The following is a 25566-nucleotide window of genomic DNA, read 5'->3' on the forward strand; positions in this document are numbered from 1 at the left end:
AAGAGCGTGTCAAATGGGAAGAGACTTTGAAGACGAATAACGAAAGATGCGTGAGCTTATATCTCACAGGCCATCCCGGAAGCGTCTATCTTTTGGACGCTCTTGGGTGGCAATCAAGCTCTTCTCACGGAGAGTCTGCCATTTCGAAAGGTGAATTATGTCCAGACGAACAACCAGACCCGTAGCCTACCTTGTTACCTGTGTTCTTGCTTCACAATTCTGCTTTACACAGAGGACTGGTCTAGCTCAGGCGGATTCAAAAGCTGATCAAAATCAGGGCTCATGTAGGAAACAATATGACATCTCGGCAAAGGGATCCGGAGCTCTACAGAAAGTAATCGCGGTTTGGAATGCAACAGGCACTGAGCAAGAACAACGAATCATTGGGGGACAACCCGCCAAGATTGAAGACAATCCTTGGCAGGTAGCAATCTTAGCTTCCCATGTTCCGGATAATTGGGCCGCCCAGTTTTGCGGCGGATCAATAATCGCGAAGAGATGGGTTCTGACAGCCGCGCACTGCGTTGATGAGGGAACGAAGGCTGCAGACATAAGTGTCCTCGAAGGAACAGCTTCACTTAAGGGCAAGAAAAATCGCGTGCCTGTTGATCAGGTAGCAGTTCATTGCAACTGGAACCCTCTAAATCATGATTCGGATATTGCACTATTGCACGTCAAATCTGATCTCGCGGGCACGCCAATAGATGCCATAGGTGCAGACGAGACAGGCATTGTAGGTGGAGTTCTCCTACGCGTAAGTGGTTGGGGCCTCTTGTCTATAACCGAGGATATCCGCACTGATGTTCTCTATCAAACAGAAGTTCCATATGTGCCGAAGTCTTCGTGCACTCAGAATAAGAGCTACCCTGGCGAAATAACCGACAATATGCTCTGCGCCGGGAGAGAAGGCAAAGATACTTGCACAGGTGACAGCGGCGGCCCTGCGAGCATTGTTGTCAATGGCCAGCGGAAGCTTGTTGGCATTGTTAGCTGGGGCGAAGGCTGTGGGGACGTAAACAAGCCGGGAGTCTACACTCGAGTTTCGATATTCCGTCCTTGGGTGAAAAGCATATCGGCTAACGAAGTCAAGTGGTAACTCTTCGCCGCGCTAGCACAGACTCGGAATCGCGGCCGCCCTCATCGAAGTCATATTTGGCTTCGATCGCAAGTTCAGGGCAGTACCTAGCACTATTTCATCGTGTGATCTGCTTTCGCCCTACCTCATTTTGAGGGTCACAGCGGTGCCAACAAACGCGCAGGATTGAATCGACCAGATAATACCCGCATATTATCAATGTTTTACGGGAGATATCGGCATACGGCTATCGTGGTTCGGCGGTGAATTCAAGCTTATGCGTAATTTCTCCTCGGAAATTCAGCCTTATGGGGGTGCGCCACTTCAGCCTTATGAGGTCTGGAAACCAGCAAGTCATTGAAACAAGAGTGGGGCAAGTTCAGCCTTATGCGTCACCCCACAACTTTTAGGCACAAGCCGAAAGCCGTTGAGAGAGGGAATGGCCGCGCAATCGGAAATGATCCAGCCACGGATGGGGTTTTATCTTTGATTCGCCAATGTAAATGTGAGACTCAGTGTGGCGCAAAGAGGCGTAACCACCTCATTCTAGTAGCAGGTGCAGACACGGGAAGTACGAACAAACGGAATCGTTCGAAAGCCATGCGGCGTCAGTATCTGGGCTAGTGTTATGCCTGCCCTGTCCGTTACTCTTAATGGGCTAAACGGAAGTTGTAGAGTGGAAAAGTGGACCGACCGGTACGCTTCAGAGGTTCCGTTTGGAGGAGAAGTGGGTCTCGTCGAGTTTCGCTCCTTTGAAGATAGCCTTCATCCTTGTTCTAATGCCATTCTCACTGCCAACCTATATATAAGGAAGATGAAAGGCGGCTCGCAGTCGATTTTAGTTCTGGCCAATGATGGCCGGCACTACGTTGTAAAGATGACGGACAATCCCATAGGCCCCAACGTGCTTGCCAACGAACATCTCGGTAGCCACGTTGCAAAAGCCGTCGGGGTCCCCGTAGCCGAAGCCAAGGGTATATGCCTCTCTGACAGTTTCATCGACAGTCATCCGGACATGTGGTTCGAACTTCCGTCGGGAGTACGCCGTCCAACTAAGGGTATGCACTTTGGTAGTCTGTTCGTAGGCAAGACCTCTGGCCCGGACCGGCCAACGGAATACATAAGCCCGTCGAGAGTCAGCATGATTACAAATAGGGAGGCGTTTTTGGGGATGTACCTCCTCGATGTTTGGGCCAATCACCAAGACAATCGTCAGGCCATCTTCCGACGAAGCTCGACAAACGCTCAGGAAGTTTGCTTCATTGATCACGGTCACATGTTCGGAGGCCCGGAATGGAATTTCAAGGAGAATTCGGCTTCAGCTCTTCATTTGGAGAGGGCGGTCTACTCCGATCTTTGGCGGGATGAACAAGTAGTCTCTTGGATTTCACGAATTCAAACCTTGATTCCGGATGTGCTCGCGTCGATTGTTCCCCCGATGCCATCCGAATGGTATTCAGGAGATTTGGGCGAACTGCTTATCAGGCTAGAAGATCGGTTACTTCGTTTGCCGGAACTCGTCCAAGCAGATGCAGAAAAGACTTGGCACCCAAGTCAACAGAAAAACATAAATGAAACTCTGCGATTATCAGATGTTGGAATACACGACCTCAGAACTCCAGAGACACGGAGTGCCTTTCATCGTCGTCGTGGGACTGCATGAGCTTAGTTCCTACGCCTCAAAGATTTTTATCTTTCGGCAAGTGAAAAGCGAAAATTGAAGTTGTCTCCAAATGGGAGGTTGATGAATTCGAAACCTTCTTAGAAAATCTTCGGCTCAAAAATAGCGAACAGAGTTCGATTGCCTCTTTGTTTGAACGTTCAGCCAATCTGACTGTTGGCCCTATCCGTGCCTCCGTGTCGCGCTCTTGCTCCGTGCAAGATCTAAATGAACTGATCCACGACTTCTTGATACTGTTCGCGGATCTTCCTCTTGGGAAGAGCAGCAATCTTCTTTAGATCCAGAATGGGAATGCGCTCATCGCCCATTGTGTTTTTGTCAACGTTGGCGCGTGATGTGCGCTTTACCATTTGATTATGCAAACAGCGATCATCGAGAGTGGGGTCGATCATTCCTCGTATTCAGAAACCGAAATTACGCCGGCCAGGCCGCAATCAGATTGCTTTGAAGCTTTCGTGGGAATGCGTAATGTCTGTCTAATCTCCGTTATCTTCTGGATCGTTCTTGCGAAGGTCATCCATACACTGCACTTCATGTTTCACAATCCACGGTGGTGACTACTTCCTCTGAGTGAATTGCCTGAACGCGCCGCCCCGGTATCCAGAGTGCAACGATTCAAGGCAGCCCGCGCAAGCTCACTTCGCCAAGTTGCAGGCGTCGTCAGCGAGCGCGGCATACGGGCAAGCCCCGGGTGGCGAATGGGATTCGTCCGGGTAAGACGGGTGTTAACCTAAGTGGCCTCTTAAGCAAGTTACCTCCTCTCGGTAGTCCCCTCACGGCCGATCAATATAACTGCCTCACTTTCAAGAATATGTTGCTCTCGTGGATAGACAATAGAACTCTCTTCGCCTGCCAAACTCTACTGACGGCGGTGTACGCGATCGTTTTCCTTAGCATGGGGCGGATGCATCGTCATCTCCCGGGCACCGGTTCGTTCGCTCTCGGCTTTTTTCCGGTTTTCTCGGATGCGTCCTGATCGTTATACGAGGCAGCCTCCCGAACGTTGTCTCTATCGTCGTTGTAAACTTCCTGCTCTTCTCTGCATTCGTTTTGTTCTATCGTGGGATTCTGCTCTTCTTTCGCAGTCCGCGGACGACTCTCGTACTCTGGACCTCGGTTGGTATTGCTCTCCTTTTGCTGATGTACTTCAGCATGGCGAACGACCAGATTGCTCCTCGAATCGCCATCATTTCCCTGGTGTTCTTCCTTTCCCGCGGCTTCATCGCTGTCGAACTTTTCAGACAGGCCGGTCAACGGGTCATCCTGAATGTCTTCGCAGTCCTGATGGCCACCTATGCCCTGTTTGGGGTGGGTCGCTCCCTCGTTACCTTCCTCCACGGTGCTCCCTACGATCTCATGCAGACAAGCAGGTTCCAGACCCCGGCACTCGTCGTCAACTTTATCTTCATCTGCATCATTGGCCTCTTCTTCGTACTAATGCTCAGTAGCGAACTCGTTGCCATCGTCGAGGCGCAGTCTCTATACGACCACGTCTCCGGCGCACTCAACCGCCGCGGCATCGACCAAAGGCTCGCACTCGAACTCGTTCGCGCCGAGCGAAAAGGCTACCAACTCGCCATCGCGCTCATCGACATCGATCATTTCAAACAAATCAACGACACCGCTGGTCACGCGGCAGGTGACGCCGCCCTCAAGCAGGTCGTTGAAGTCATTTCCTCTCGCCTTCGCTCCTACGATCTCTTCGGACGGTACGGAGGCGACGAGTTCCTCCTTGTCCTCCCTCAAACCTCTTGCGACGATGCCCTGCGAATCGCCGGACGGATAGAACGGGCGGTGAGTAGCCTTGCCGTCTCCAGATTGGCGCTGCCTATCTCTCTCAGCATCGGCCTCACCGTCGCCACTTTCCGCGAATCATCCAACTCCATGCTTGCCCGCGCCGACATGGCCCTGTACAACGCCAAACAAGCGGGCCGTAACTGCACCCGGATCCTGCTGGCTTCGATCAACGAAGATAGCCGCCGCCGATAAGATCCCTCAGCTAGTTGAACGACGTCATCGATCTGGCGCGTCATTCGAGGATGATTTCCTTGTGCAGAATCGGAAAAGCTTGATCGACAGGCAGCTCTCTGCTTTTTCAAGATGACGCTTCTTGTTGGATTGCTGTAAGTGTACTCTTCATCTGCTTCCTTGGTGTATTCCCAGCAAACGTGGATCGCCATCCGGAGCCGGACAGGCGAGGTTGGCACTCGCAGGGCGACTGGGGCAACCCGAAGAGACATCCTCGGCTAACTCTTCGCGGAAGTGTCACTGGGGACCGCAGTTAGCTGCTCCGCCGGGTGGCAGTCGCCTATGCAATCTTGCGAGTTATTGACACACGTTTCCAACAGCCCTTCATGTTTTCCGCCACTACAACGGACAGGAGAGCATGTTCTTAGTAGTTTTGTCTGTCTTGTCGCGAATTAGCTACTTCTAACACTACACTGCAGGTAGCCGACCTCTATGGAGCCGCAGAGGCCCGGCGTTCCATACAGCGTTTGTCGAGGCATATCGGCCCATCGGGATGCGGATCGAAAATGTCTCTCCTGACGTACAAAACCATTCGACAGAAAATGCACTTCGGTGGCACCGCGGGTCGCATTTCTCGACGTCGTGCGAGCAGTTGAGATCTGTCCGCTCTGCCTATGTGGAAGCATCCACAATCAAAACATTGATAAGCGATAATCAGACGTCCTTCTTTCTGGCTAACCCTATGTGCGTTCTTCTCCGCAATCATCACGCTTCGATATGAGAGTTTACGATTGCATCGTCTGTCGGCCGGATTATTCCACGTTCCAGTGATCGTTGCCATCTCCTAAAACCTACTAGCTCTGATAAGCTACCTTTCCGAAGGTGCATTTCGAAGCGATCTTGCAATAGCCTTCCGCAGATTCGGGACCATAACGATGGTTCGTTTATTGCAAATTTCTAACCCATTCGTTCTTGGTGCCGAACTGCAGGTGGTTGGTATCCGTCATGTTCCACGTGAGAGGCCAACACTGTAAGAGGGTTCGTGGCTCTTATGCGCCGGAAACTCTAACGAGTCATTAGTTGGCACCGCAAGTTGCTTCTCTAAAAAGGCTCCCCGATCGAATTCGCATGACTGCCATTGGCTTCAGAGTCACGTTACGTTGGTCTAAATAAAGCGGGCCCTGCTGGGTTGCGGCTAAGTGCGAGCCGATAACGGGGGTGATGCCTACCCGCAACGCTACATCCCTACGTTTAGCTGCAACTATTGTCCTTGCGCTTTGCATGACATCTATAGGCTGTGGCAATAACATTCAGCCAGTTTCTGGCAACCCTCAACCGCCGCCGAGTGGCCCGTCCACTTCGACTCCCCCCACGCCGTTCATTCCGCAAAGGCCAAGCTTAGTCAGGCTTCGGATCGCTAATTCGACCAAGACCGTGCGATCTGAGAGCCCTTACGCGTTCACAGCCACTGCAGACTATTCGGACGGCTCATCGGCAGATGTAAGCTCCACATCTGCTTGGTCCGGAAGCTCTTCGGTCGCATATATTTCACCCAAGGGCATTGCATTCTGCAACGGTCCCGGAACTGCCGCAGCCTCGGTTCAATTCGGATCGCTTTCAGCATCTTCGTCCTTCAACTGTGTTATGAAACAAGTCGCTCCTCCTGCCGGTTTCGCAGAGCATGCTCAGCAGTTCGATGGGCCATTTCCGTCCTGGTTGAATGTTCAGACCGTGTTTGGAGCAAAGGGAGATGGCGTTACCGACGATACGCAAGCATTCCAGAACGCGTTGAACCGACTAGTCTCGAATCCGGCGGTTCTTTGGGTGCCGAAAGGAAATTATATTATCAGCGCCACGCTACGGATGACGGCCTGCCAGCAATTCTCAATCATAGGCGAAGATCCTACAAAATCAGTCATTCAGTGGAATGGTTCAGCTAGTGGAATCATGCTGGATCTTGAAGGCTGCGCTTGGTTCCGACTCGCGCGCCTCGGCTGGAACGGCGAAGACAAAGCGGGGGTTGTGATACGGATTGCGTCTTCACTTGAGAACGGAGAGAACTATCCGACTTACGACGATATCGAAGACCAGCAGATCAGTCACGCAGGAATTGGAATCCAAGTAGGATTTGCAGGTGAAACGAGCGTTCAACGTGTGCACTTTGATCACAATACGATAGCTGGTATTAGCTTAGAAAACTGGAATGCATTGAATTTCAACGTCGTCGACTCTCTCTTTACAGACTGCAACGTTGGCGTCACCAATGCCGGGCCCGGAGGATCCGGTTCTGGAGCTTTCAATGTTTCAAATAGCGTCTTTGTCCGGTCGCAGTACACCGACATGATGATGTGGAACACCGGACCCTTTTCGGAGAGGCAAAATATTTCCTTTGACTCAGCAGCTTTCTTTATTGGGGGACCCATCGGAGCCGGGGCAAACATCATTCTTCAAGGAAATACAGTTATTAATCCGACTACCACTCCTATACAAATAGGAAACCCAGGTCCGGTTATGCTAATCGACAATTATTTTGCGGGACTGGATCAGTCGCTTAACATTCTCTCCGAGACGGGCTACAACCCGCTTGGCGTCTTTTCTATTGGAAATGTGTTTGCTGTGGCGAAACCATTTACAGGTTACATCGGTGTGATGAATAGTGTCGATGAAGAGCAAAGCTCAACGGACATTATCCCTAAAGTTGATATTCCGGTGGATGTTTACATTCCTCCCCCAAGCGGGCGCCCTATTTTTGAGGTTCCGTTAGGTTCGTCCGCTAGTGAGATTCAGAAACTAGTGGATAGCGCTGCCCTGAGCCGGGAAGGCGGGGTGGTCCACTTTCCGGCCGGCCAGTTTTTGATCGATCAAACCATTAACGTCCCCGACTCGGCAAATCTCACCCTAACCGGAGACGGCCCTCTTACCGATCTCGCGGGCACAATCTCTCTTTCTGGTCCCGTCCTGAAAATTTCAGGAACTCATGTGAGACTTGAGAACATGCAACTTGCTTCACTTGGGGGATTGACGACGGACACTGCCTTGGAGATCGATATCGCGGATCGTCCTTCCACCAGTGTTCATTGTGATCAATGCAAGACCGCCTTTTCGAAGCTCAGTCTCCAGGTGGATGAAATTGACAATGCGTTGGTAGATGTACGGATTGGTGAACTAAACGCCGGCTCCGGTCAAGCTGCCGTTGTCACGGGAGGTCCCGTCCGGCAGGGGGAGGTCAGACGTTAGGTCGCCTAGATGGCTTCATGACCTCTCTCGATTCTTATGAAGTGTCTGGCGGAGGACACTTTTTGGTCGAAGATGGCTGGCATGACGCCGGTCAGGGTTCGCAGCAATTCACGTTATCGGGATCTGAGGTCGTGACTCTCGAAGGGGGAACCGTCTATACACCATCCTCTGCGCCGATGATGAAAGCAAGCCAGTTTTCCGGCTCAGTAAGCCTTCTAGGTGTGGTTAGTAACTCGACTTTGACCATAGACCAGTCTCCGAAAGCTGCTGTGATGATTGCTGGTACAGTACAGGAAATGGGGCTGTCAATGCTTGCGACTGATGGAACCGTAACGCATGCTACGCAACTCTCTAATCTTGAATCCACAAATAACAACACTCCAACAGCAGTCCTCGATGTACCTTCATCACCCTCAGTGGTCGAGAACATGTTCGCGCAGGCACGCACGGAATATGTCGTTCCACGGTTGACACCCTCGTCAGATGCCACTGAAATCGATTTGCACCGGATCCTCGTCTTAAGCGATGGTATCGGCATAACAATTCAACCAAAGTCTTCATTTAGCGGATCCGCGACATATACATTGACCCCCTTGGCGCCGAATGGACAATCTGCGCAAGCACCTTCTACTTGCAGTAATGGTTCATTGACAATGAATGGGGCTTGGACAGTGCAGCAAAACGTCGACGGCTTCTATGGCTTGAGTAACGGGATTGCTTTCCTGTCGAACCGAAGTGGCGATTCGTTAGATTATCCCTACCCGGGGCTTTCCGAGACGATGTCTGATGCTGGGCAGCGGTGGAACGTAAGGCCACTTGGAGACGGCTCTTTCCACCTCATCAACAGAGCAAACGGTTTGGCATTGGCAACCGATTCTCTAGGCTGCGTTTCTCTCTCAGTCGAGAGCGGCGCAAATAACCAGAAGTGGTCAGTTGATCTCTTAGACCCAAATGACTAAAGACATTTACATCCGATGGGCTGCTGTCTGCGACGAAGGCTAAAGCTCTCGCATCGCGGGTTATCGGGGGTCTTTCCAGATATGTGTAACCTAGCCCGGTCCGTCCAACGACTCGCGTCCAGCTGCAGGTCGCTGTCCGGTGCTTGGTGTCATCATAGCCCAGGCAGTCTGCCATCAAAAGGGAAAGCGGTTTTAGGAACAAGGAAGTCTCGGACGGTGGGGAAGGAGGATCTGATGTTGTGCATCTGATTGAGCGCTCTCCGTGAGAGAGTCGCGAACCAATATGGTCACTGCAAAACGAAACCGGCGAAATAATTTAATTCCGACTGACATTCGGTTTGATGAGAATCGAGGACCGAAGACAATTTTCGAAGCGGCCTACTGGTCCGCGACGACCAGCTTTGCGCGGTTTCGGAACGTGCTCAACCGCAAGTCTCCGTCCAATTGATCTGGTCCGAAACTTCGAAGATGGGCCCACTCGGTGCGTCAGCGCGACGTAGCTTGTCCGCCCAGGAGGCAACCGTCCGGTACTCCGCTGTTTCAGTCCCTCCACTTCCCTAAGCCCGAGAATTTGAACGACTTGCCACTTAGCGAAATGATTCCCTGTCATTTAGCTTGGCGAGTTAAAGCTCATGAGATGTTGGCGCTTCGCCCCCTGTCTTTAAGACGTTCTCGGAGCCAGTAGCTGCACATCATCGTACAGAACGACCGACTCTGTGTCCTTGATGCTCGCTCCATTGCCTGAGGCAGCGATCAGTAAGAGTGATCGGGTCCCCTATATCTCGACTCTACCGGTCTGACTTCAAAGAGTCCATACGGTATGCCGCGGCCAGGTTTCCTGTCGAGTCAAAAAATCCTCACCCACCATATTGAAGGATCTTTGCCAAGTTGATATTTCTGGTATCTCAACGAAAAACATCGGAATTACCGTATCCAACTGTTGTACAGCGCAAGAGCCCGATCCCAACGCGCGAAGCGGTCCAACACCAAGGCTGTTCAGACGATCGAAGAAACGTGTATCGGATGCCGGCGAAGCGCGGCTCTGCTGCCGGAGATCTTCTAGAAAAGCTTCGATATCATCAAGCTCACTATCGAATTCGACCATAGTTTCCCAATTTTTCAAGACATAGGCCGTCAGAACGGACGAATTCATTATATGAATCCGCAAGACCACGATAAACGGCACTCCGTCCGTTCGGAGTTCGGAGTTTGTGTATTGGAGAATCTGGTAATCGCACGGTATCATTTCGCTGTTCCGATGAACGAACTGTCGGGAGCTCGTCGCACCAGTATAGACAAGTTCGTTCGTGTTAGATAGTGATGGTTAGGCTTCCCAAGTCGCCGTTGTACCATCGCGGTGAAAGAATTGAGGTGACCGAAGAAAGGACGTCAGGACGGCCGCTCCCGGAAGTGCCAGTGAGGTCCGCCAAATATGTGACCGTGGTCGATGAAGAGAGCCTCCTGAGCGTCATCGCCCAATCTCCTGAGGAAAACAGCCTGTCGGTTGTCTTGATGATTAGCCCAAACGTCTAAGATGCACATCCCTAAAAATGCCTCCCGATTCGCAATGGAATCGATTCTCGAAGGATTGATGTACTCTGATGACCGTTGCGGACCAAAGGGTTGCCCAAAAAGCAGGTTCCAAAATGCAAGAAGGCGTCAGGACGCTTTCTTCCTGAAGGGAGTTCAAACCCGATGTCTGGCTCACTATCGATAAACTGATCGGACAGGTGAATCACGATACTTTCAGCTACCACAGGAAGTCCAACTGCGCCTGCGATGATGCTACCCAGAAATTCATTGGCTACGACGCCCTTGCGGGGTGCCAGTCATTTTACGACGCAGAATCGATTGTCGTTGCACTGAACCAAAATTGGTTGAGAACCGCGTTTCATCTTTCGAACACACTTTATAGTTGAGAGAAAAACAGTGGACAAGGATGCTCTACAGCCCATCGAGCAAACCTGGCAGGTTTCGAAACAGCCCGGAGAAGATCTTCCGCCTCTGCATCGAAAAGGTCTCACCAAGTGCCTTTGTTACCATCCCCTTTTTGAGCGCCTTGACGTTTCGGTGCGGTTCCGCAGAACGGAAGCGTACTTTGCCGATGGTAATTTCGATGTCATTTCTTGACCGACGTGCAGGGTCGCGGATTTCTGTACGGTGTTCGGGTCGTACGGGTCTCAAAAGAATTATCGCTGCTTTGGGGGCGTAGATGGGATGAAATGGATTTCAACCGAACGCTGTCCACCCGACCACCAAAGCTGACTAGAAGCAGCCAACTACGGTAGTGGTTTTGGGAACTGTGGTCCACAGTATAATGATTCGTTGTCATTCTGGTGTTTTTGGTCGGCTCTCTCGAATGAGGTTGGAGGAACCTGATGATCAGTGCAATGCACTCCGAGGCAGACGTAGTGATTGTCGGATGAACATGCTTTAGCCATATCCATCGTTCCCGAGGCTTACGCTAGATAATTCATATGACGAGACTTATGAAATTCCTATTCTCCGAAAGATACGCCGAGACTGCCAAGTGCGTCTGCTGTGGCGCAGTACTTAGTAAGACACGGATGGTGCAGTCGGGGTACCGATGGTTCTGCAACGAAGAAGAAGCATACGAATATTGGATTAGCACGATCCGGTGAGTGAGTGGCTGTGATGGACAGTTTGAAGTGATAATCCTGTTCAGATCAGCTTCGAACCGTGAGGGTTTTGTCCTCAGACACGCCCTTTCCTCCGACAAGAGGCCGCATGAGCCAGGAATCCTTCCGGCCACAATCGATTTGGTCGAGTCCCAGAAAGCGCGAGTCTCCGTCCTTGACTTGAGCAGAAGACACTTCGGATGTTGTCGGACGGTCACTCTCCGAGGGTCTCTGGCACGCGTGGAGATCGAAATCACTTCCTACTGGAAGTTCTGATCTCCGGAATAAGTAGCGCTGATGTCATGACTGCCGGCTTCCAAAGAGACCACGGAAATCGAAGCAATTCCGGATGCTAGCGGAACCGTTCCCAATAGTTGATCGCCGTCTCTGAAGCTTATCGTTCCTGTCGCGCCCACTGGTAAGGTCGCGGAAAACGTAACGGCGCTCCCATACATCGAGGGATCATGGGATGAAGATAGGTTAATGGCTGCGACCGCCTTACTAACTATTTGGCTCATGGACGAGGATGTCACCGTATAGTTCGAATCTCCGTCATAGATTGCGGAGATGGTATGAGAACCGACGGCAAGGGTCGTGGTGACAATCGAGGCCGATCCTCCAGACAGTTGGGAACTGCCTATAAGAGTTGATCCGTCTTGGAACGTTATAGTTCCCGTGGGTTCGATCTCAGAAGTCTTAGACACTGAAGCCACCAAGGTAACAGCTGTTCCGAAAGTAGAAGGATTTGGTGCCGACACGAGCGAAAGCACCGGAACTGCCGGACTTGCGAGGAGTGCAACTGGAGGAGACTGACTCCTAATCCGGCTCCCGTCCCCACCAAAATTCGCAACAACCTTATGTGATCCGGTCCCCACGATAGAAACGTGGTCTACACTGAAGGTGCTGCTCTGTTGACCCAGGAAGACTGAGACAGTAGTTGCCGACGTATCGCTTATTAGCAGATCTGGGACTCCATCGAGATTGAAGTCTGCCACTACTAGACCACGTGGACCGCTCCCTGTAGCAAGTGTGAATTGAGGTTGAAAGGTGCCATCTCCATTCCCGAGGAGTATTGAAGCCGTATCGTCTGCGTCGTTTGACACGACCAAATCAGCGATCCCATCTCTGTTGAAGTCTCCGACAGCCGCCGAATAGGGGTAGTTACCGACCCGATAAGGAACTTGCGCCTGGAAAGTACCATCGCCATTGCCCAGAAGCACCGAAATACTTGAGCCGCCAAAGTCAACGGCGACAAGATCGGGTGCGCCATCTCGGTTGAAATCGCCGACCGTTATTCCCTCTAATCCGGAACCAGCTATATAGTTTACAGAAGGCTTAAAGGTGCCGTCACCGTTTCCAATGAGAACAGAAATCGCATTGTTTGTGGCTACGGCTAGATCCGGAACACCGTCTCCATTCAAGTCCACCGAGACAAGCGCATCTGGGTTCGCCGAAACATTAGCCAGTATTTGAGATTGGAATGTCCCATCACCATTTCCAAGCAATACAGAGATCGTTCCGTCGCTTTCATTTGCACAGGCGAGATCTAGATTCCCGTCGCCGTCGAAGTCAGCAACTGAGAGTGCAAACGGTTCTGTCCCCACCCAATACTTTCGCTGCGGTTGAAACTGCCCGTCTCCAACCCCCAACAGTACCGATAGGGTCCCTTCGGTGGAATTGGCCACCGCCAAATCCGGAATCCCATCTCGATTAAAGTCAGCAATCGTGACCGATAGTGGAGTTGCTCCAGTGTCATAGGTGACAAAGGGCTTGAAGGTTCCGTCGCCGTTGCCGAGTAAGATAGACACCGAATTGCTATATTCATCCGTTACGGCAACGTCTGGTATCCCATCGTTGTTCAGATCGCCAACCGCCCCCGAATATGGGTTAATGCCAGCCGAAATTTGCGCTGCTGCCGAAAGCGCATACCTTGGATTTGACAATGGTACGGATGCTATCTGCAAGTTGCTATTGGTCAGATCGAGTAGACCTATCTGACTGACCATTGGAAGACCCCCATATGCGCTCACTGTCCCGCTTAAGGTGTAGTCTCCAGGACTTCCAGTTCCAGCCAGTGAGGTGACGCTTGGGTAGACGCTGATCGGCGTAACAGCAACCGTGGTCGTCTCAGATCTGCTAGCTGCTCCAAAATCTTCAAAATTCGCTTGAACTTTGTTCGTACCTGCCGGCAGTCTCAATGTGAGACTAGCATTTCCATCGCTTGTAAGCTGTGCTGTACCGTATAGACCATCGCCAGGCAAACAAACCGGAAAACCGGGATCGCAAAAGGAGACAGTGCCGCGAGGTGTGCCAGCAGAACTCGTGACCAACGCGGTTAACGTAACGACAGTACCGGAGGAAATGACACCACCTGGCGTGACGACCAAGGTTGTAACCGTCTGCGCGTTGGCAGCGATTAGGCAGCGCGGAATCAACAGCCAAAGTGATAGTTTCATCACAGACTTCGTGAAATTGGTTTTCATCGTAATAAACTCCTCTTCATTGCAAACCAAGCAATTTGTCCGTTGGGCTACTGATTGACCGTCAAAGGATCCACATTGATCTGATATGTCACAGACTGACTGTAGTCACCCGAGGCGCCCATCACATACATGGATAACGGCGGAAAATAGGGGAAAGCGACGAGAGGGCCGCACCCGATCGCTGCTAGTAGAAACATGGAAGCAAGCACCGCGCCAACAAGTTTCGACAACTTGATTCTTCGGCGGACGGCGCAACCGATGGTTCCTAGTAATGGAATGAGGAGCATTCCTGCGGTTGACTGTGTGCCGATCGGCGTAAACGATGTCACGACGGATTGCGGCGCGCCATTGCCTACAAAGGTGAGTGACGGCGCCGACACGCCGCACTTACCGGAGTCAACCCTACAGCCCAACTGAACGACGCCGACATACCCAGGGGCTGGGATCACCCTTTAAGAGATCTGTGAATGTCGCGGAGCCGACGGCGGTTCCGGATTGATGGGTCTGCTGCAGGGTGTAGGGAGGTAAGGCTTGAAAAGCAAGTGTTCCGCAACTGGTTAAGTAATTTGCGGATCCTTCAAAACAAGCGGTTAGTTGATGAATCCCGACTGCCGCGAAGTTGATCGTAAAGCTTACATAACCATTGACAAGAGGCGTTTCATTGACCTTAGCGGTCCCATCAAACAATGATGCGGCCCCCGCGGGCACAGGGGCGCCCGTTGGTCCCGTGACGTTCACGGCAATTACTACATCTGTCGTAGCAAGGGCCATACCATTCGGAGAATCTAAGCTAGTCCTAGTTGGCGCTTGTAAAACGGTCTGACTTAGATGTGCTTGACTAGAAGCAGCAGAAGCCACTGCTGTTATAGAGATCAATAAGCATCCGAAAGTAGTCAATCTGAATTCTCTAATCATTATTTTTCTCGATTCTTAGTACGATCAGCTGATCAAGACGATTTGTACCTTGTCTGGCGGAAAGCAGATCTGCGGGCATACGGATCTTGCCGCTAGCCATATGCGAAACCAGTGACACATATCTACAATTCCTGGAATTCGGTACCTTAATCGTCCAATGCACATTGTTATCGGCAAGTCGAAGACCAATGTTTTAGGCAAAGGATTAGAGACTGCTAAACAGGCGGAGATGGTTGCGCGTCTCCCGCCCTAAACTGCTCGGCTTATCAGGCTGGACTCTTCTAAGGTGACAGCGTCTTCATATGAGAATCGTTATCGAGCGTATCTCGACCGCAGGACACAGCCGAATGAATTCAGCCGTTGAGGGCGTAACGATCTACAATTAGGCGCGCCAAATACATTCCGGCAATCACCATGCTTTGGTTGCTCTGTTAATTTATCTCTTCATAATTCAATTTCTGTGCAGATTTTTGGCGTTCGGAAGACACTCAGGTTGCTACCTACATCGCAAATCGGTCATTGTTTATAGGGAATTACCATGAATCCATTCTCTTAATTCAGCCAATTTCTGCGATACGCACCTGACGCATTTCGCCCGAGGAATTCCCAGACCTAGCTCAGGCTTGTCAACATGGCTCGAAATCCGCAAGAGATCAACACAGACCTGAATTCCCAATCGCTCATTGGTTGTATCAACATCTCCCGAATATTAGCCGGCTCAGGAGGCAACCCATTGAGTAAGCTAAGTGGCATGTCATTGTTTGGGGGCAGAGTGGCGCGGGGTCCTTCGGTACGAACAGTCGCATTGGTTGCTCTTTAGGCGGTGATAGCCAAAGCTTCATGTTCGAGCGGTGAACGTTCGTTATAACCGTTCATCCCAATACTACACACTTGCCCAGCGCAGATTGTGCAGATGCCGTGCCGCGGTCGCATTGTTGAGCTCATCGACGGTTTTCGGAAAATCTCGGTCATAGGGATGACATATTGGAGACGCTAGTCGAGACTGTTCTTCCATCCACGATGATGTGTGTTCAAATCGAACTTGTAGACTCCGCCTAGACTGAAGACTACTGGGTTGATGGAACCGAAGGACGGTGATGGGGCGGTCCAATGCTGATACTGAAAATCGACTTTGGCGCTGAACTGATGAGTAAGGCCGATGTCCATACCTGTTACGCACGCCGAGACCATGGAAGTAGAGGTGATATATCTAAATCCACGGAAGATGTAACCATTATCTTCATAGTTGATCCGACCGCGTCCGACAAGAGCATTCACGTAGTAATGCAAGCGCCCAGCGTCGTAGCCCCCCCGGGCCTAACAGAAACACTTTTTGACGGGCTACGGTGCCGCCTCCTAATGGATAAGATCCGCGTGCTTCGACAGAGGGTCTAATACCCTTGACAGCAGGCAGAGTGAGGTCGAGCCCCGAGATAAAGTTTATTTCTTTCCCCCCGCTACATTATTCGAGACTCTAGAACCAGCCATGAAGGTAGAAAGCTGAAGCCGCTGAGTCGCCGTCGGCAGACTTTGGGAGAACGAGACACATGCTGAATAACAGAATGCTCCCACTAAGACCGGCTTCGCTAAAAGTCTCGAGCGATTGATTTTGTTCTTCCTAACAAAGCTGGAGATAGACCAAACAAGAGGGCGCCGTCCGCGCCAGGTCTCTACGACTGAATCGCAGCCGACGTCAGGGATACTGAGATGAGCCGTTACGGAAGTTTCCGCGGTAATGGACATAATGAGAAACACCTAATCTGAATTTGCTGCTGCTTGCCGCTGCGACTTCTGAAATAGCACGTGAAGGTCCGAATCGAAGGCGCTACAGCTTAGGTGTCAATCAGGAATTGTTTGAATTGATGTATTGGCGAGTGCGATAGGCGACAAAGGGCACCCCAATACGGGTTGGAGAGCAAAGCGTATCAATTCATTTATTGGAGAGTTCTAATGATTGTGATCGTGCCCGCGCCCGCGCCCGCAGTCGGAATGAGGAGTCGCTAGTCATCAGTAGTCCGCCTGCCTTGGGCACGCAGTGGCATCTGGATCGTTTTGTTGGTCAGGTCAGTTCAAACCGGGAAGAGAGTTTACCTCCTAATGTAAAAGCCGAAGAGGTCGATAAGGTCTTATGACAACGGAGGAAGCAATGCGCATTGCGTTGATCGCAGCATTCGTCTTAATTTTACTGGCACGGCCATTTGGAAGGTGGCGGGCCAAGCGATGGCTTGAAAAGAATATTCGAACAACCGAGGAGGGGTTCAGCCACACAACTCCTATCCCTATGGGGTGAGAGATCCTGCATCATGACACACGGTAGGCGAGGTTGGCCTCGAGCTTGGGATTGGGGAAAATAGGGGACCGGAACAACCGGTGAGCCGAAGACAACCCAAGCGTCTGCAGCTAGCCCTCGCATATCGGGTGGTCTTCGATCCGCTGCACTATCTGGCGTTGCTCGAACAGAAGACACGCGCCCTCGATCAGGCCGCGCCGCTGGCAGGCTGGCAGTTACCGGAGTGCTTCGCCCAACTGCGGCGTCTGCTCGAAGCCAAGCTCAAGCAGCACGGCGGCCGCGAGTACGTGCAGGCGCTTCGCCTGCTGGAGACCTTCGACCTCGGTGAGCTAACCCATGCCATCGAAGATGCCCTGCGGTTAGCCACGATCAGCTTCGATGCAGAGCGTCATCTGCTGCTGTGCCGCATCGAACGAAGACCGCCGCGGCTGGACATGGAGAACTATCCCCCTGCCCCTGGCCCAGGTGCGCACCACGGAGGCCGCCGACTACATGACCTTGCTTGCCGAGGTGTGCGCATGAGCGGCGCCGATGTCTCTGCTACCAACACTACGGCTCATACAGCCGACACGCCGCAGTTGCTGCTGGAGCATCACCTGAAGGAACTGCGGCTGCCCACCATCCTGCGCGAGTACGAGAAGGTGGCGCGGCAGTGTGCGGTCGAGCAGGTGGACTATCAACTCTATCTGCTGCGCATGGCCGAGTTGGAGTTGCTGGACCGCGAACGCAGGGCCACCGAACGCCGCATCCGGCAGGCGAAGTTCCCGGTCGTCAAGACCATGGACAGCTTCGACTTCCTTGCCATACCTACGCTGAACAAGACCCTGGTGCTCGAGCTGGCGCGATGTGAGTTCCTTGCCCGCCGCGAGACGTGCTGCTGCTGGGCAACAGCGGAACGGGCAAAACGCACCTCGCCCTGGCTCTAGGTCTGGCCGTATGCCAGCGTGGACCCCGCGTTCGCTTCACCACCACCGACGCCCTGGTCAGCGAACTGATCGAGGCTCGCGACGAAAAGAAGCTGCTCCGCTTCCAGAAGCAGATCGCCAGCTATGAACTGCTGATCGTCGATGAGCTCGGCTTCGTGCCCCCCATCGAAAAGCGGCGCCGAATTGCTCTTCGAGATGCTCAGCCAACGCTACGAGCGCGGTTCCACTCTAATCACCTCCAACCTACCGCCTTAAATAGAGCCGCCGCAAACGGCTGCCACCCGCCGAACGCTGACACTACCCCTCCAAACGCACATCGGGGAGGAGGGCCGCTTCCGCTACGCGCCAGCGCCCCTTCTCCCCGAATACTCAACAACTTTACGTCCAACTACTGGCCTACTTTTACTTCGCCCCAGTGGCCTGGTTTTACTCCGCCCTTGAGATACATATTGAGATGATTTCACTCATGCGAGTGCGGAGCCCCAGACCGGTCACCATCAAATGTCAAAACGCGTGCGCTTGCCGAAAGTCTAGAACTCCTGACAGGAAACTACTTGCTGTTTGCCTCATTTTGAATGAGGAGACATGATCCCTTTTTCGAGAGTACTCTTGGTCAGCACTAGAATAGCCCAAACAAACTGGCAGTTCCGTAATCTTGTGTAGTTCGCCGATATTCTCTGTAAGTAGTTGAGCGTATAGATCGTTCCGCACGAACAGGCGTGTCTGTTGTGCTTGAACCAAGGAATAGTTATCAAGCAAGCCGTCCTTGTAGAGATGACTGGCCTCTGCCCATACTTCATGTGCTACCACGATGTCAGGCCGGTTTAAGACAAAATACGATTCGAAATTACCATATCCTTCCCGCGCTAGAGTCGGATTCGTCAAGAGGGCGATGTCTAATATTCGAAGCTTGTCGCAGCAAAGCGCCGCGCCACCAACATCAGGAATCATAATCGTCAAGGATTCGTGGTGCAAAAGTTGCCGAATCCGCTCCGAAGCTCGCCCTTCGTTCTCGAATTTACGAATCGAGACACTATTTCCGCGATGCGCAAGAAAGTAAGCATTGACAGACCAGAACCCTAAATGCAGCATCGCGGCTAAGACGAGCGGCAGTAACAGTTCGTCGTTTTCACAGGCAATATTTGCTATACAAAAGGATAAAAGCAAAATAATGAACGGCAAAAGAGATTCTGTCATTCTGCCACGATGACCAAGGTTTTTGCCGAACACTAAACCGAACAGGACAGCCCCAACAGCCAAGGTGGATATGAGGGAAGGCACACGAGTGTGGTGATTCCGAAAAACAAATCGATTAGAAACAAGAAGCCAGAAAAATAGAAGTAACGGCGAAAATAAAACTTCCACTAACTCCATAGTAGCGCTGCCTCTGCCGGCGGCCAGCCCATGCCATGTATGAATTTCTTGATAAGGCCACCATAACTTCGCATAAACAGTGTTCGGCATCCAAATCCCAAACGTATTGTGGCGCCACAATTCCATGGCGACAAAGCTGGCAAAGCCTGCCGAGGCCAAAGCGCACATGAACCGTATGCTCGGACATCTAGGGACTTCTCTTTGGCTTAATGTGCACCCTATCAAGAGAGCCACCAGCATATATGGCGCTTCGAATCGAGTAGCCATAAAGAGAGATACTACCAACCAACACACCGAGAATTTAATCCAAGAATTAATATTAGCCGTCAACAAATAGATTAAGCATAGAAACAAAAAAAGAGAGAGATTCATCTCCATTCCGTTGAATGTCTCATAGAGAGGGGTAATGGCAAATGCCAGAATCCATGTTGAAAACGCTACTAGATTGCGGTTCACTAAAAAACGTCGGTTGAGAAAATAAAAAAACAAGCGAGAGGAAAGTAAAGAGAGCAGAAAGAACCTTCATCCATATCAGATATCTAGAAGGATCATGTCCAAAAGGATGGGCGAGCGTCAGAAGAAGAAACCAACTCAGAGAGGAAAAGCCTTCTACGTGAGGGGAAAGTGGAGTTAGCGCGATCACGCCAGTATCTGCAAACGTCCTTGAAAACGCGGCTGTGATCGCCCCGTCATCCCACCCCGCTTTTAGAAAAAGCAATCCGACAATGAGAGAGATTACGGGGACGAACAATGCTGCCCCAAGACATCCGTTCCTGACGCCGGACTGATTTCTCGCCACAGATTCGAATATCCATGTGCGAGAGAATGGGAGCATGCGCTTTGGCAAATTTAACACCCCTTTGTATATTTTCGAGAAGAAGATAATCAGGCGTTATGGTACCAATTTCTTTGAACCGCCAGAGCGTGACCTGCCCCTTTTTTCTCAACCCATCCCCAAAATCACGATAGACCCGAGCAACCCAGCTAGATTCAGACAAGTCCTAAGCGAGAACCCCTAGATGACCACAAAAAGATTCTCCCCGCTCCTTTCCGTCGGATGCATCCTCGTCGTCCTGTCTGCCGCCGTACTCATTGCAGGTTCTCTCCTCTTTCATCTCTTTCACGCGCCCCTCGGGCACGACCAGTCCTCCTACCTCGTCGAAGCCCAGCGCTTCATCGCAGGCGACCAAATCTACGGCCCGCACCTCTCCGAAACCAACCCTCCTCTCATCATCTGGTTCTCCGCGATTCCCATCCTCCTGGGCCAGGGTCTTCACGCCTCACCTGTCTTCCTGTTTCAGCTTCTCGTCCTCGTATTGACTCTCGTCAGCGTCGCATGGTGCATCAGAATTCTGCGCTGCAGTCGCACCTTCACCAATCCACTCTCACTAACCCTTATCGCCCTTGCAATCCTCTACGCCGAGTGCAGCATTGGCGAGTACGACTTCGGCCAGCGCGAGCATCTTCTCGCCATCTTGCTCTTTCCATATATCCTCGCCGTAGCCACCTGGGTCGCAGGTCGCCTGCCTCTTCCCGAGCGCTTCGCCCTCGGTGCCGCCGCCGGGCTCGCCATCTGGCTCAAGCCGCACCAAGTCATCATCCTTATCGGTCTCGAACTCTTCCTAGCCCTCCGCTTCCGCACTCTCCGCCGTCTCCTCGCCCCCGAGCTGCTCTCCCTCATCATCACCTGCCTCTTCCTCCTCGCCATCGTTCAAATCTTCACGCCTCTTTACTTCTCCAGCACATATCCCATACTCCTCGATACCTACTGGGCCCTCGGCAACTACAACGCTCTCTCGCTCGCCCTTAGCCTGCGTCGCTACACGGCTCTATTGATTGGAGCCACTCTGCTTTGGGTCTTCCTCCGTAAATCCCTCAGCGACGCAACCGCCTCCCTCGCGCTCCTGCTCTGCAGCTTCGCTGCCTCTATCGCCTGCGATATTCAACACACCGACTGGCCCTACCACAGCTTCCCCCAGCGAGCCCTCCTCTTCCTCGCCATCGCCTGGCTGCCCATTGACTTTTTCAATGCGCTCTTCGACAGCTTCGTCGCGAAGCTCCTCTCAGACGCTCGCCTCGTCCGCAAAATCACGCTCATAACCTCCGCCATCGCCGCCGCCGCATTCCTCTGCGTCGCGGCCATCCGTCCCCGCATCGTCTTTTCCGCCCCCGAAGCTCTGCCCGACCTCGAACTACGCACTTTCCTCTCCCAATACCCGCCATCCACACCTGTCTATGTTTTCTCCACCAGCGTCTCCCCCATGTCCGTCACTTACAACCTCGGCCTTACCTGGGCAAGCCGCTTCGCTTGCCTTTGGTTGATGCCGTCCATCCTTCAAAACGAACTCGGCCCTACCGGCCCACATGCTCCCTTCAAGCAGCTCACCACGCAAAGAGTCACTCAACTCGCCACCATCCAGCGCACCGCTACAGTCGAGGACTTTGAGTACTGGCACCCCGCTATAGTCCTCGTGCAACGCTGCGATCTCGAATATCCCTGCTTGGGAATCTTCGGGAAAAAGTCGACTTCGCCTCATGGTTCCTCCGAAGCCCTCAGTTTGCTCAGATCTGGTCCCACTATCAACGTCAGCCCAGCATCGACCGCTTCGATGTTTACAAGCTCGTCCCATAATCCACAGCTGATAGCATCAGAAAGACCTAGCGTCGGTTCGCACCAGTCAACTGACCAACTGCTTCAGCCGTGTGTTCTCGTCCCGCAGCTGCTTCAGTTGCGGCATCTGGTCCACCTCCAGGCCAACGTACTTCGACTTCCAGCGATAGAACGTCTGTTTACTGATCCCGACCTTCCGAATCAGCTCCGCGACCGGAACTCCCACCTCAGCCTGCTTCGACACAGACTCGATCTGCTCTACCGAGAACTTCTTCTTCATGGCAAAACTCCTCTTCGCGTCTGCAGTCAAACTTATGCCTGCGTAGTCGGCTTATCCGCCATGTGCGGCCGAAGCTGAGCTGCGACGCCTGCGACAGGATCGTTCAAGCTCCGGCACCATTGCGGCCTATCGATCGAGGACTCGCCGGGCCTGGGCTGCTCGCTCATGTGCTGGTCTCGAAGTATGCCGACCACATGCCGCTCTACCGGCAGTCGGAGATCTATGCCCGCGAAGGCGTCGATCTGGACCGCTCGACGCTGGCCGGATGGGTCGGCGCGACGAGCGAACTGCTTGCTCCTCTGGTTGAAGCTGTTCGCGATCATGTCATGTCCGCAAGCAAGCTTCATGCCGACGACACACCTGTCCCCGTGCTCGCGCCAGGCAACGGACCAACCAAGACCGGACGGCTCTGATTTCATAACGAAGTCGGCTCCCAGGCCCGAGTATGGGAGAAAGGAGCCGAACATCGTGATTATCGGATGTGATTTTCACCCGAGTGGTCAGCAAATTGCCTATCTGGATACAGAAACCGGAGAGTACTGTGAGCAGCGTTTAAGCCATAGCAATGGAGAAGCGGAGAGATTCTATCGGGAGTTGCACCAGAAAACGGACGGTCGATCGGAAGTGCGATACCTGATGAGCCATCCTGGCGCTGGTTCTCTCACAGCTCTTGCTTTTGTATTGGTTGTCGGATCGCCGGACCGATTCCATTGCGGCAAACAAATCAGCAGCTATTTGGGGCTTATTCCCTGCGACGAAGAATCAAGCGCTGATCGGCAGCGACTCGGAAATATCACCAAGCAAGATAACAGTCTGATGCGATTCTTTCTGGGTGAGGCCGCTCAAACGGTAGTGCGCTGCGATCCTGACTGGCGACGTCAGTACCTGCACTTGATGATGCGCCGCCGTCGCCAAATTGCAAAAGTGGCAATGGCACGAAAGCTAGCCGTTCATCTGTACTGGATGTGGCGTAAAGAAATAGAACGTCAACGGACTTTGAAGATCGGTCCGCACGCGAGGCTGCTCGTGTAAGTCCATGGTGTGAAGCAGATCGCCGCGGCTCTGATTGAGCGCCTCGCTCCCTCACACGAGGGAGTCTGAAGAAGTAATCATGGTCGATGTTCTGATCGAAGAGATGGTTGGGTCGGACTGAGTTTCGTACCTGAAAAGGTTACAGACGGGCCTTGCTGGAAGTGGCAAGTTTTGCAAATGGTCGGGTTGGAGCGCTCATTATTAAGAGTGCCTGCAGTAGCACGCTTCAAAACCCCTTGACAAAGCCGACTTTGTTAGAGATGGATATGGCCCTGTACAACGCCAAACAAGCCGGCCGGAACTGCACCCGGATCCTGCTGGCTTCGATCGACGAAGATAGCTCAGAGAGTGGCACCGGATCTCCCGCTGAGGTGGAGGCGTGGGCGGGGCAATCGCTGCGTGTTTTGCGCCCGAGATGAGCGTGACTTGCACGTGGAAGATGCATCTGAGGTGCTCTATCGCCGCACAATCATTCGTTATCGTGAGACTCCATTGGTTCTATCTAAATCGTTAAGCTCGTCGAAATGTTCTTGCCAAGACGAAGATCCGCGAACAGCATCAAAGAACTCTTGATCACTTCATTTAGATCTTGCTCAGAGCAAGAGCCCGACACGGAGGCACGGATAGGTCCAATATTCAGATTGGCTAAACGTTCAAACAAAGGGGGAATCGAACTCTGTTCGATACTTTGAAGTCGAAGATCTTCTAAGAGTACTTCGATTTCATCAACCTCTCCTTGGGAGGCAACTCCAATCTTCGCTTTCCACTGCCGCAAGATAAAAATCTGTAAGGCGTACGATCCAAGCTCATGCAGTTGCACGACTACGATGAAAGGCACTCCGTGTGTCCGGAGTTCCGACGTGGTGTATTCCAAAATCTGATAATCGCAGAGTTTCATCTATTGTTTTCTGTTGACTTGGGTGCCAAGTCCGTTCTGCATCTGCGTTGACGAGTTTCGGCAAACAGATTAACCGATCTGCTAGCCTTCTATGTAGTTCATTCAAATCTCCTGTATACCACTCGTCTGGCATACAAGGGAAAATGGAAGATAGCACTCCTGGAATGATGGTTTGAAATCGTGAAATCCAAGAGGTCACTTGTTCGTCTTGCCAAAGATCGTTGTAGACAGACCTCTCCAAATGAAGAGCTGAAGCTGGATTCTCTTTGAAATTCCATGCCGGGCCTCCGAACATGTGACCGTGATCAATGAAGCAAACTTCCTGGGCCTTTGTTGAGCCTCGTGTGAAGATAGCCTGACGGTTGTCTTGATGATTGGCCCAAACGTCGAGGAGGTACATCCCCAGGAACATCTCCCGATTTGTAATCATGCTTACTCTCGAAGGGCTAATGTATTCTGTTGGCCGGTCTGGGCCAGAGGTCTGGCCCACAAACTGACTAGCAAAATGCATACCCTTAGTTGGGCGGCGTACTCCAGACGGAAGTTCGAACCACAGGTCCGGATGACTATCGATGAAGCTGTCAGAGAGCAATATTCCCTTGGCCTCCGCAACCGGGAGTCCGACGGCTTTTGCAACGTGGCTACCGAGATGTTCGTTGGCAAGCAGGTTGGGGCCTATAGGATTGTCCGTCATCTTTACGACGTAGTGCCTGCCATCATTGGCCCGAACTAAAATGGACTGCGAACCACCTTTCATCTTCCTGATGTATTTGTTGGCAGAGAGAATGGCATTAGAACAAGGATGAAGTTTATCTTCAAAGGAACGAAACTCAACGAGGCCCACTTTTCCTCCAGAACGGAATCTCTGAAGCGTACATGGTCGGTCCAGTTTTCCACACTACAACTTTAGTTTAGCCACTTAAGAGTAACGGTTAGCCAGCGCATCATCAGTTGCTGGAAGAACGTCTTCACGATGGCCATGGGAGAACAATAAGCGAAGATGCTGTAGATCCTACAGCAAACTCTGTGCAATATACGCTAACGTGACCCATCATTTTTGGATTTATCGGATCGTAGGGAGCACGCGCCCATCGTCTCGTCCCTGGGAGTTTTCGCGGTAACCATCGGAGACCGCATTCTCGAGGTGAGGATGCGGTGTGCCATCGGAGCGAAGCGGGGAGACATCCTAGTGCTTCCA

Annotated in this window: 17 protein-coding genes and 4 pseudogenes; 9 read left to right on the forward strand and 12 right to left on the reverse strand. The window is 52.1% G+C overall.

All coding sequences use genetic code 11. The annotated features are described in order from the left end of the window. Positions 1 to 157 precede the first annotated feature (157 nt). Positions 158 to 1096: a S1 family peptidase gene (locus tag RBB80_RS11520; RefSeq protein ID WP_433968307.1), complete on the forward strand. Its 939-nt coding sequence runs from the start codon at positions 158 to 160 to the stop codon at positions 1094 to 1096. Between the two features lie 655 nt (positions 1097 to 1751). Continuing rightward, on the forward strand, positions 1752 to 2738 hold the full coding sequence (locus RBB80_RS11525) for a HipA family kinase (RefSeq protein WP_433968308.1): 987 nt from the start codon (positions 1752 to 1754) through the stop codon (positions 2736 to 2738). 221 nt (positions 2739 to 2959) lie between these two features. On the opposite strand, the gene RBB80_RS11530 is transcribed toward RBB80_RS11525, so the two are convergent. Further along, positions 2960 to 3148, reverse strand: coding sequence for a hypothetical protein (locus RBB80_RS11530; protein ID WP_433968309.1), 189 nt, complete (start codon positions 3146 to 3148; stop codon positions 2960 to 2962). 658 nt (positions 3149 to 3806) lie between these two features. Between RBB80_RS11530 and RBB80_RS11535 the strand changes: the two genes are divergently transcribed. The 3 genes from RBB80_RS11535 to RBB80_RS11545 all read left to right on the forward strand — a co-directional run bounded on the left by RBB80_RS11535 (position 3807) and on the right by RBB80_RS11545 (position 8920). After that, complete coding sequence (locus RBB80_RS11535; RefSeq protein WP_433968310.1) at positions 3807 to 4745, forward strand: GGDEF domain-containing protein; 939 nt, start codon at positions 3807 to 3809, stop codon at positions 4743 to 4745. Positions 4746 to 6368: 1623 nt separating this feature from the next. Beyond that, on the forward strand, positions 6369 to 7961 hold the full coding sequence (locus RBB80_RS11540) for a glycosyl hydrolase family 28-related protein (RefSeq protein ID WP_433968311.1): 1593 nt from the start codon (positions 6369 to 6371) through the stop codon (positions 7959 to 7961). Positions 7962 to 7978: 17 nt separating this feature from the next. After that, positions 7979 to 8920 (forward strand): hypothetical protein, encoded by a 942-nt coding sequence (locus tag RBB80_RS11545; RefSeq protein WP_433968312.1) that lies wholly within the window; start codon positions 7979 to 7981, stop codon positions 8918 to 8920. Positions 8921 to 9722: 802 nt separating this feature from the next. Here RBB80_RS11545 and RBB80_RS11550 read toward each other — a convergent pair. The 5 genes from RBB80_RS11550 to RBB80_RS11570 all read right to left on the reverse strand — a co-directional run bounded on the left by RBB80_RS11550 (position 9723) and on the right by RBB80_RS11570 (position 16235). Beyond that, on the reverse strand, positions 9723 to 10073 hold the full coding sequence (locus RBB80_RS11550; protein WP_433968313.1) for a hypothetical protein: 351 nt from the start codon (positions 10071 to 10073) through the stop codon (positions 9723 to 9725). A gap of 1746 nt (positions 10074 to 11819) precedes the next feature. Further along, complete coding sequence (locus RBB80_RS11555) at positions 11820 to 14042, reverse strand: FG-GAP-like repeat-containing protein (RefSeq protein ID WP_433968314.1); 2223 nt, start codon at positions 14040 to 14042, stop codon at positions 11820 to 11822. A gap of 47 nt (positions 14043 to 14089) precedes the next feature. Next, the gene (locus RBB80_RS11560) at positions 14090 to 14491 is read right to left on the reverse strand and encodes a hypothetical protein (RefSeq protein WP_433970154.1); all 402 of its coding nucleotides are present in this window, start codon (positions 14489 to 14491) and stop codon (positions 14090 to 14092) included. After that, the gene (locus RBB80_RS11565) at positions 14445 to 14957 is read right to left on the reverse strand and encodes an Ig-like domain-containing protein (protein ID WP_433968315.1); all 513 of its coding nucleotides are present in this window, start codon (positions 14955 to 14957) and stop codon (positions 14445 to 14447) included. Before RBB80_RS11565 ends, RBB80_RS11560 begins: the two co-directional genes overlap by 47 nt. A gap of 993 nt (positions 14958 to 15950) precedes the next feature. Continuing rightward, positions 15951 to 16235 (reverse strand): hypothetical protein, encoded by a 285-nt coding sequence (locus RBB80_RS11570; protein WP_433968316.1) that lies wholly within the window; start codon positions 16233 to 16235, stop codon positions 15951 to 15953. Between the two features lie 1140 nt (positions 16236 to 17375). On the opposite strand from RBB80_RS11570, the pseudogene RBB80_RS11575 reads away from it, so the two are divergent. Both RBB80_RS11575 and RBB80_RS11580 read left to right on the forward strand, forming a co-directional pair. Further along, positions 17376 to 17769: pseudogene (locus RBB80_RS11575) on the forward strand (IS21 family transposase); the annotation flags it as partial. Beyond that, positions 17766 to 18631: pseudogene (locus RBB80_RS11580) on the forward strand (ATP-binding protein). The pseudogenes RBB80_RS11575 and RBB80_RS11580, both read left to right, overlap by 4 nt. Positions 18632 to 18677: 46 nt before the next feature. On the opposite strand, the gene RBB80_RS11585 reads toward RBB80_RS11580, so the two are convergent. The 5 genes and pseudogenes from RBB80_RS11585 to RBB80_RS11605 all read right to left on the reverse strand — a co-directional run. Continuing rightward, complete coding sequence (locus RBB80_RS11585; RefSeq protein WP_433968317.1) at positions 18678 to 19715, reverse strand: hypothetical protein; 1038 nt, start codon at positions 19713 to 19715, stop codon at positions 18678 to 18680. An 833-nt stretch (positions 19716 to 20548) separates the two neighbouring features. Next, the gene (locus tag RBB80_RS11590) at positions 20549 to 20824 is read right to left on the reverse strand and encodes a hypothetical protein (RefSeq protein ID WP_433968318.1); all 276 of its coding nucleotides are present in this window, start codon (positions 20822 to 20824) and stop codon (positions 20549 to 20551) included. 111 nt (positions 20825 to 20935) lie between these two features. Further along, positions 20936 to 21139 (reverse strand): hypothetical protein, encoded by a 204-nt coding sequence (locus RBB80_RS11595; protein WP_433968319.1) that lies wholly within the window; start codon positions 21137 to 21139, stop codon positions 20936 to 20938. Between the two features lie 368 nt (positions 21140 to 21507). After that, a complete protein-coding gene (locus RBB80_RS11600; RefSeq protein ID WP_433968320.1) occupies positions 21508 to 21747 on the reverse strand; it encodes a hypothetical protein in 240 nt (79 codons plus the stop codon). Between the two features lie 481 nt (positions 21748 to 22228). Continuing rightward, a pseudogene (locus tag RBB80_RS11605) lies at positions 22229 to 22438 on the reverse strand (transposase); the annotation flags it as partial. A gap of 47 nt (positions 22439 to 22485) precedes the next feature. On the opposite strand from RBB80_RS11605, the pseudogene RBB80_RS11610 reads away from it, so the two are divergent. Continuing rightward, positions 22486 to 22848 (forward strand): annotated as a pseudogene (locus RBB80_RS11610) (IS66 family transposase); the annotation flags it as partial. A 58-nt stretch (positions 22849 to 22906) separates the two neighbouring features. After that, positions 22907 to 23470, forward strand: coding sequence for a transposase (locus tag RBB80_RS11615; protein ID WP_433968321.1), 564 nt, complete (start codon positions 22907 to 22909; stop codon positions 23468 to 23470). A gap of 806 nt (positions 23471 to 24276) precedes the next feature. On the opposite strand, the gene RBB80_RS11620 is transcribed toward RBB80_RS11615, so the two are convergent. Continuing rightward, positions 24277 to 25212: a HipA family kinase gene (locus tag RBB80_RS11620; protein ID WP_433968322.1), complete on the reverse strand. Its 936-nt coding sequence runs from the start codon at positions 25210 to 25212 to the stop codon at positions 24277 to 24279. Positions 25213 to 25566: the final 354 nt, after the last annotated feature.

The organism is Tunturiibacter gelidiferens (assembly GCF_051013345.1).
Lineage (GTDB): Bacteria > Acidobacteriota > Terriglobia > Terriglobales > Acidobacteriaceae > Edaphobacter > Edaphobacter gelidiferens_A.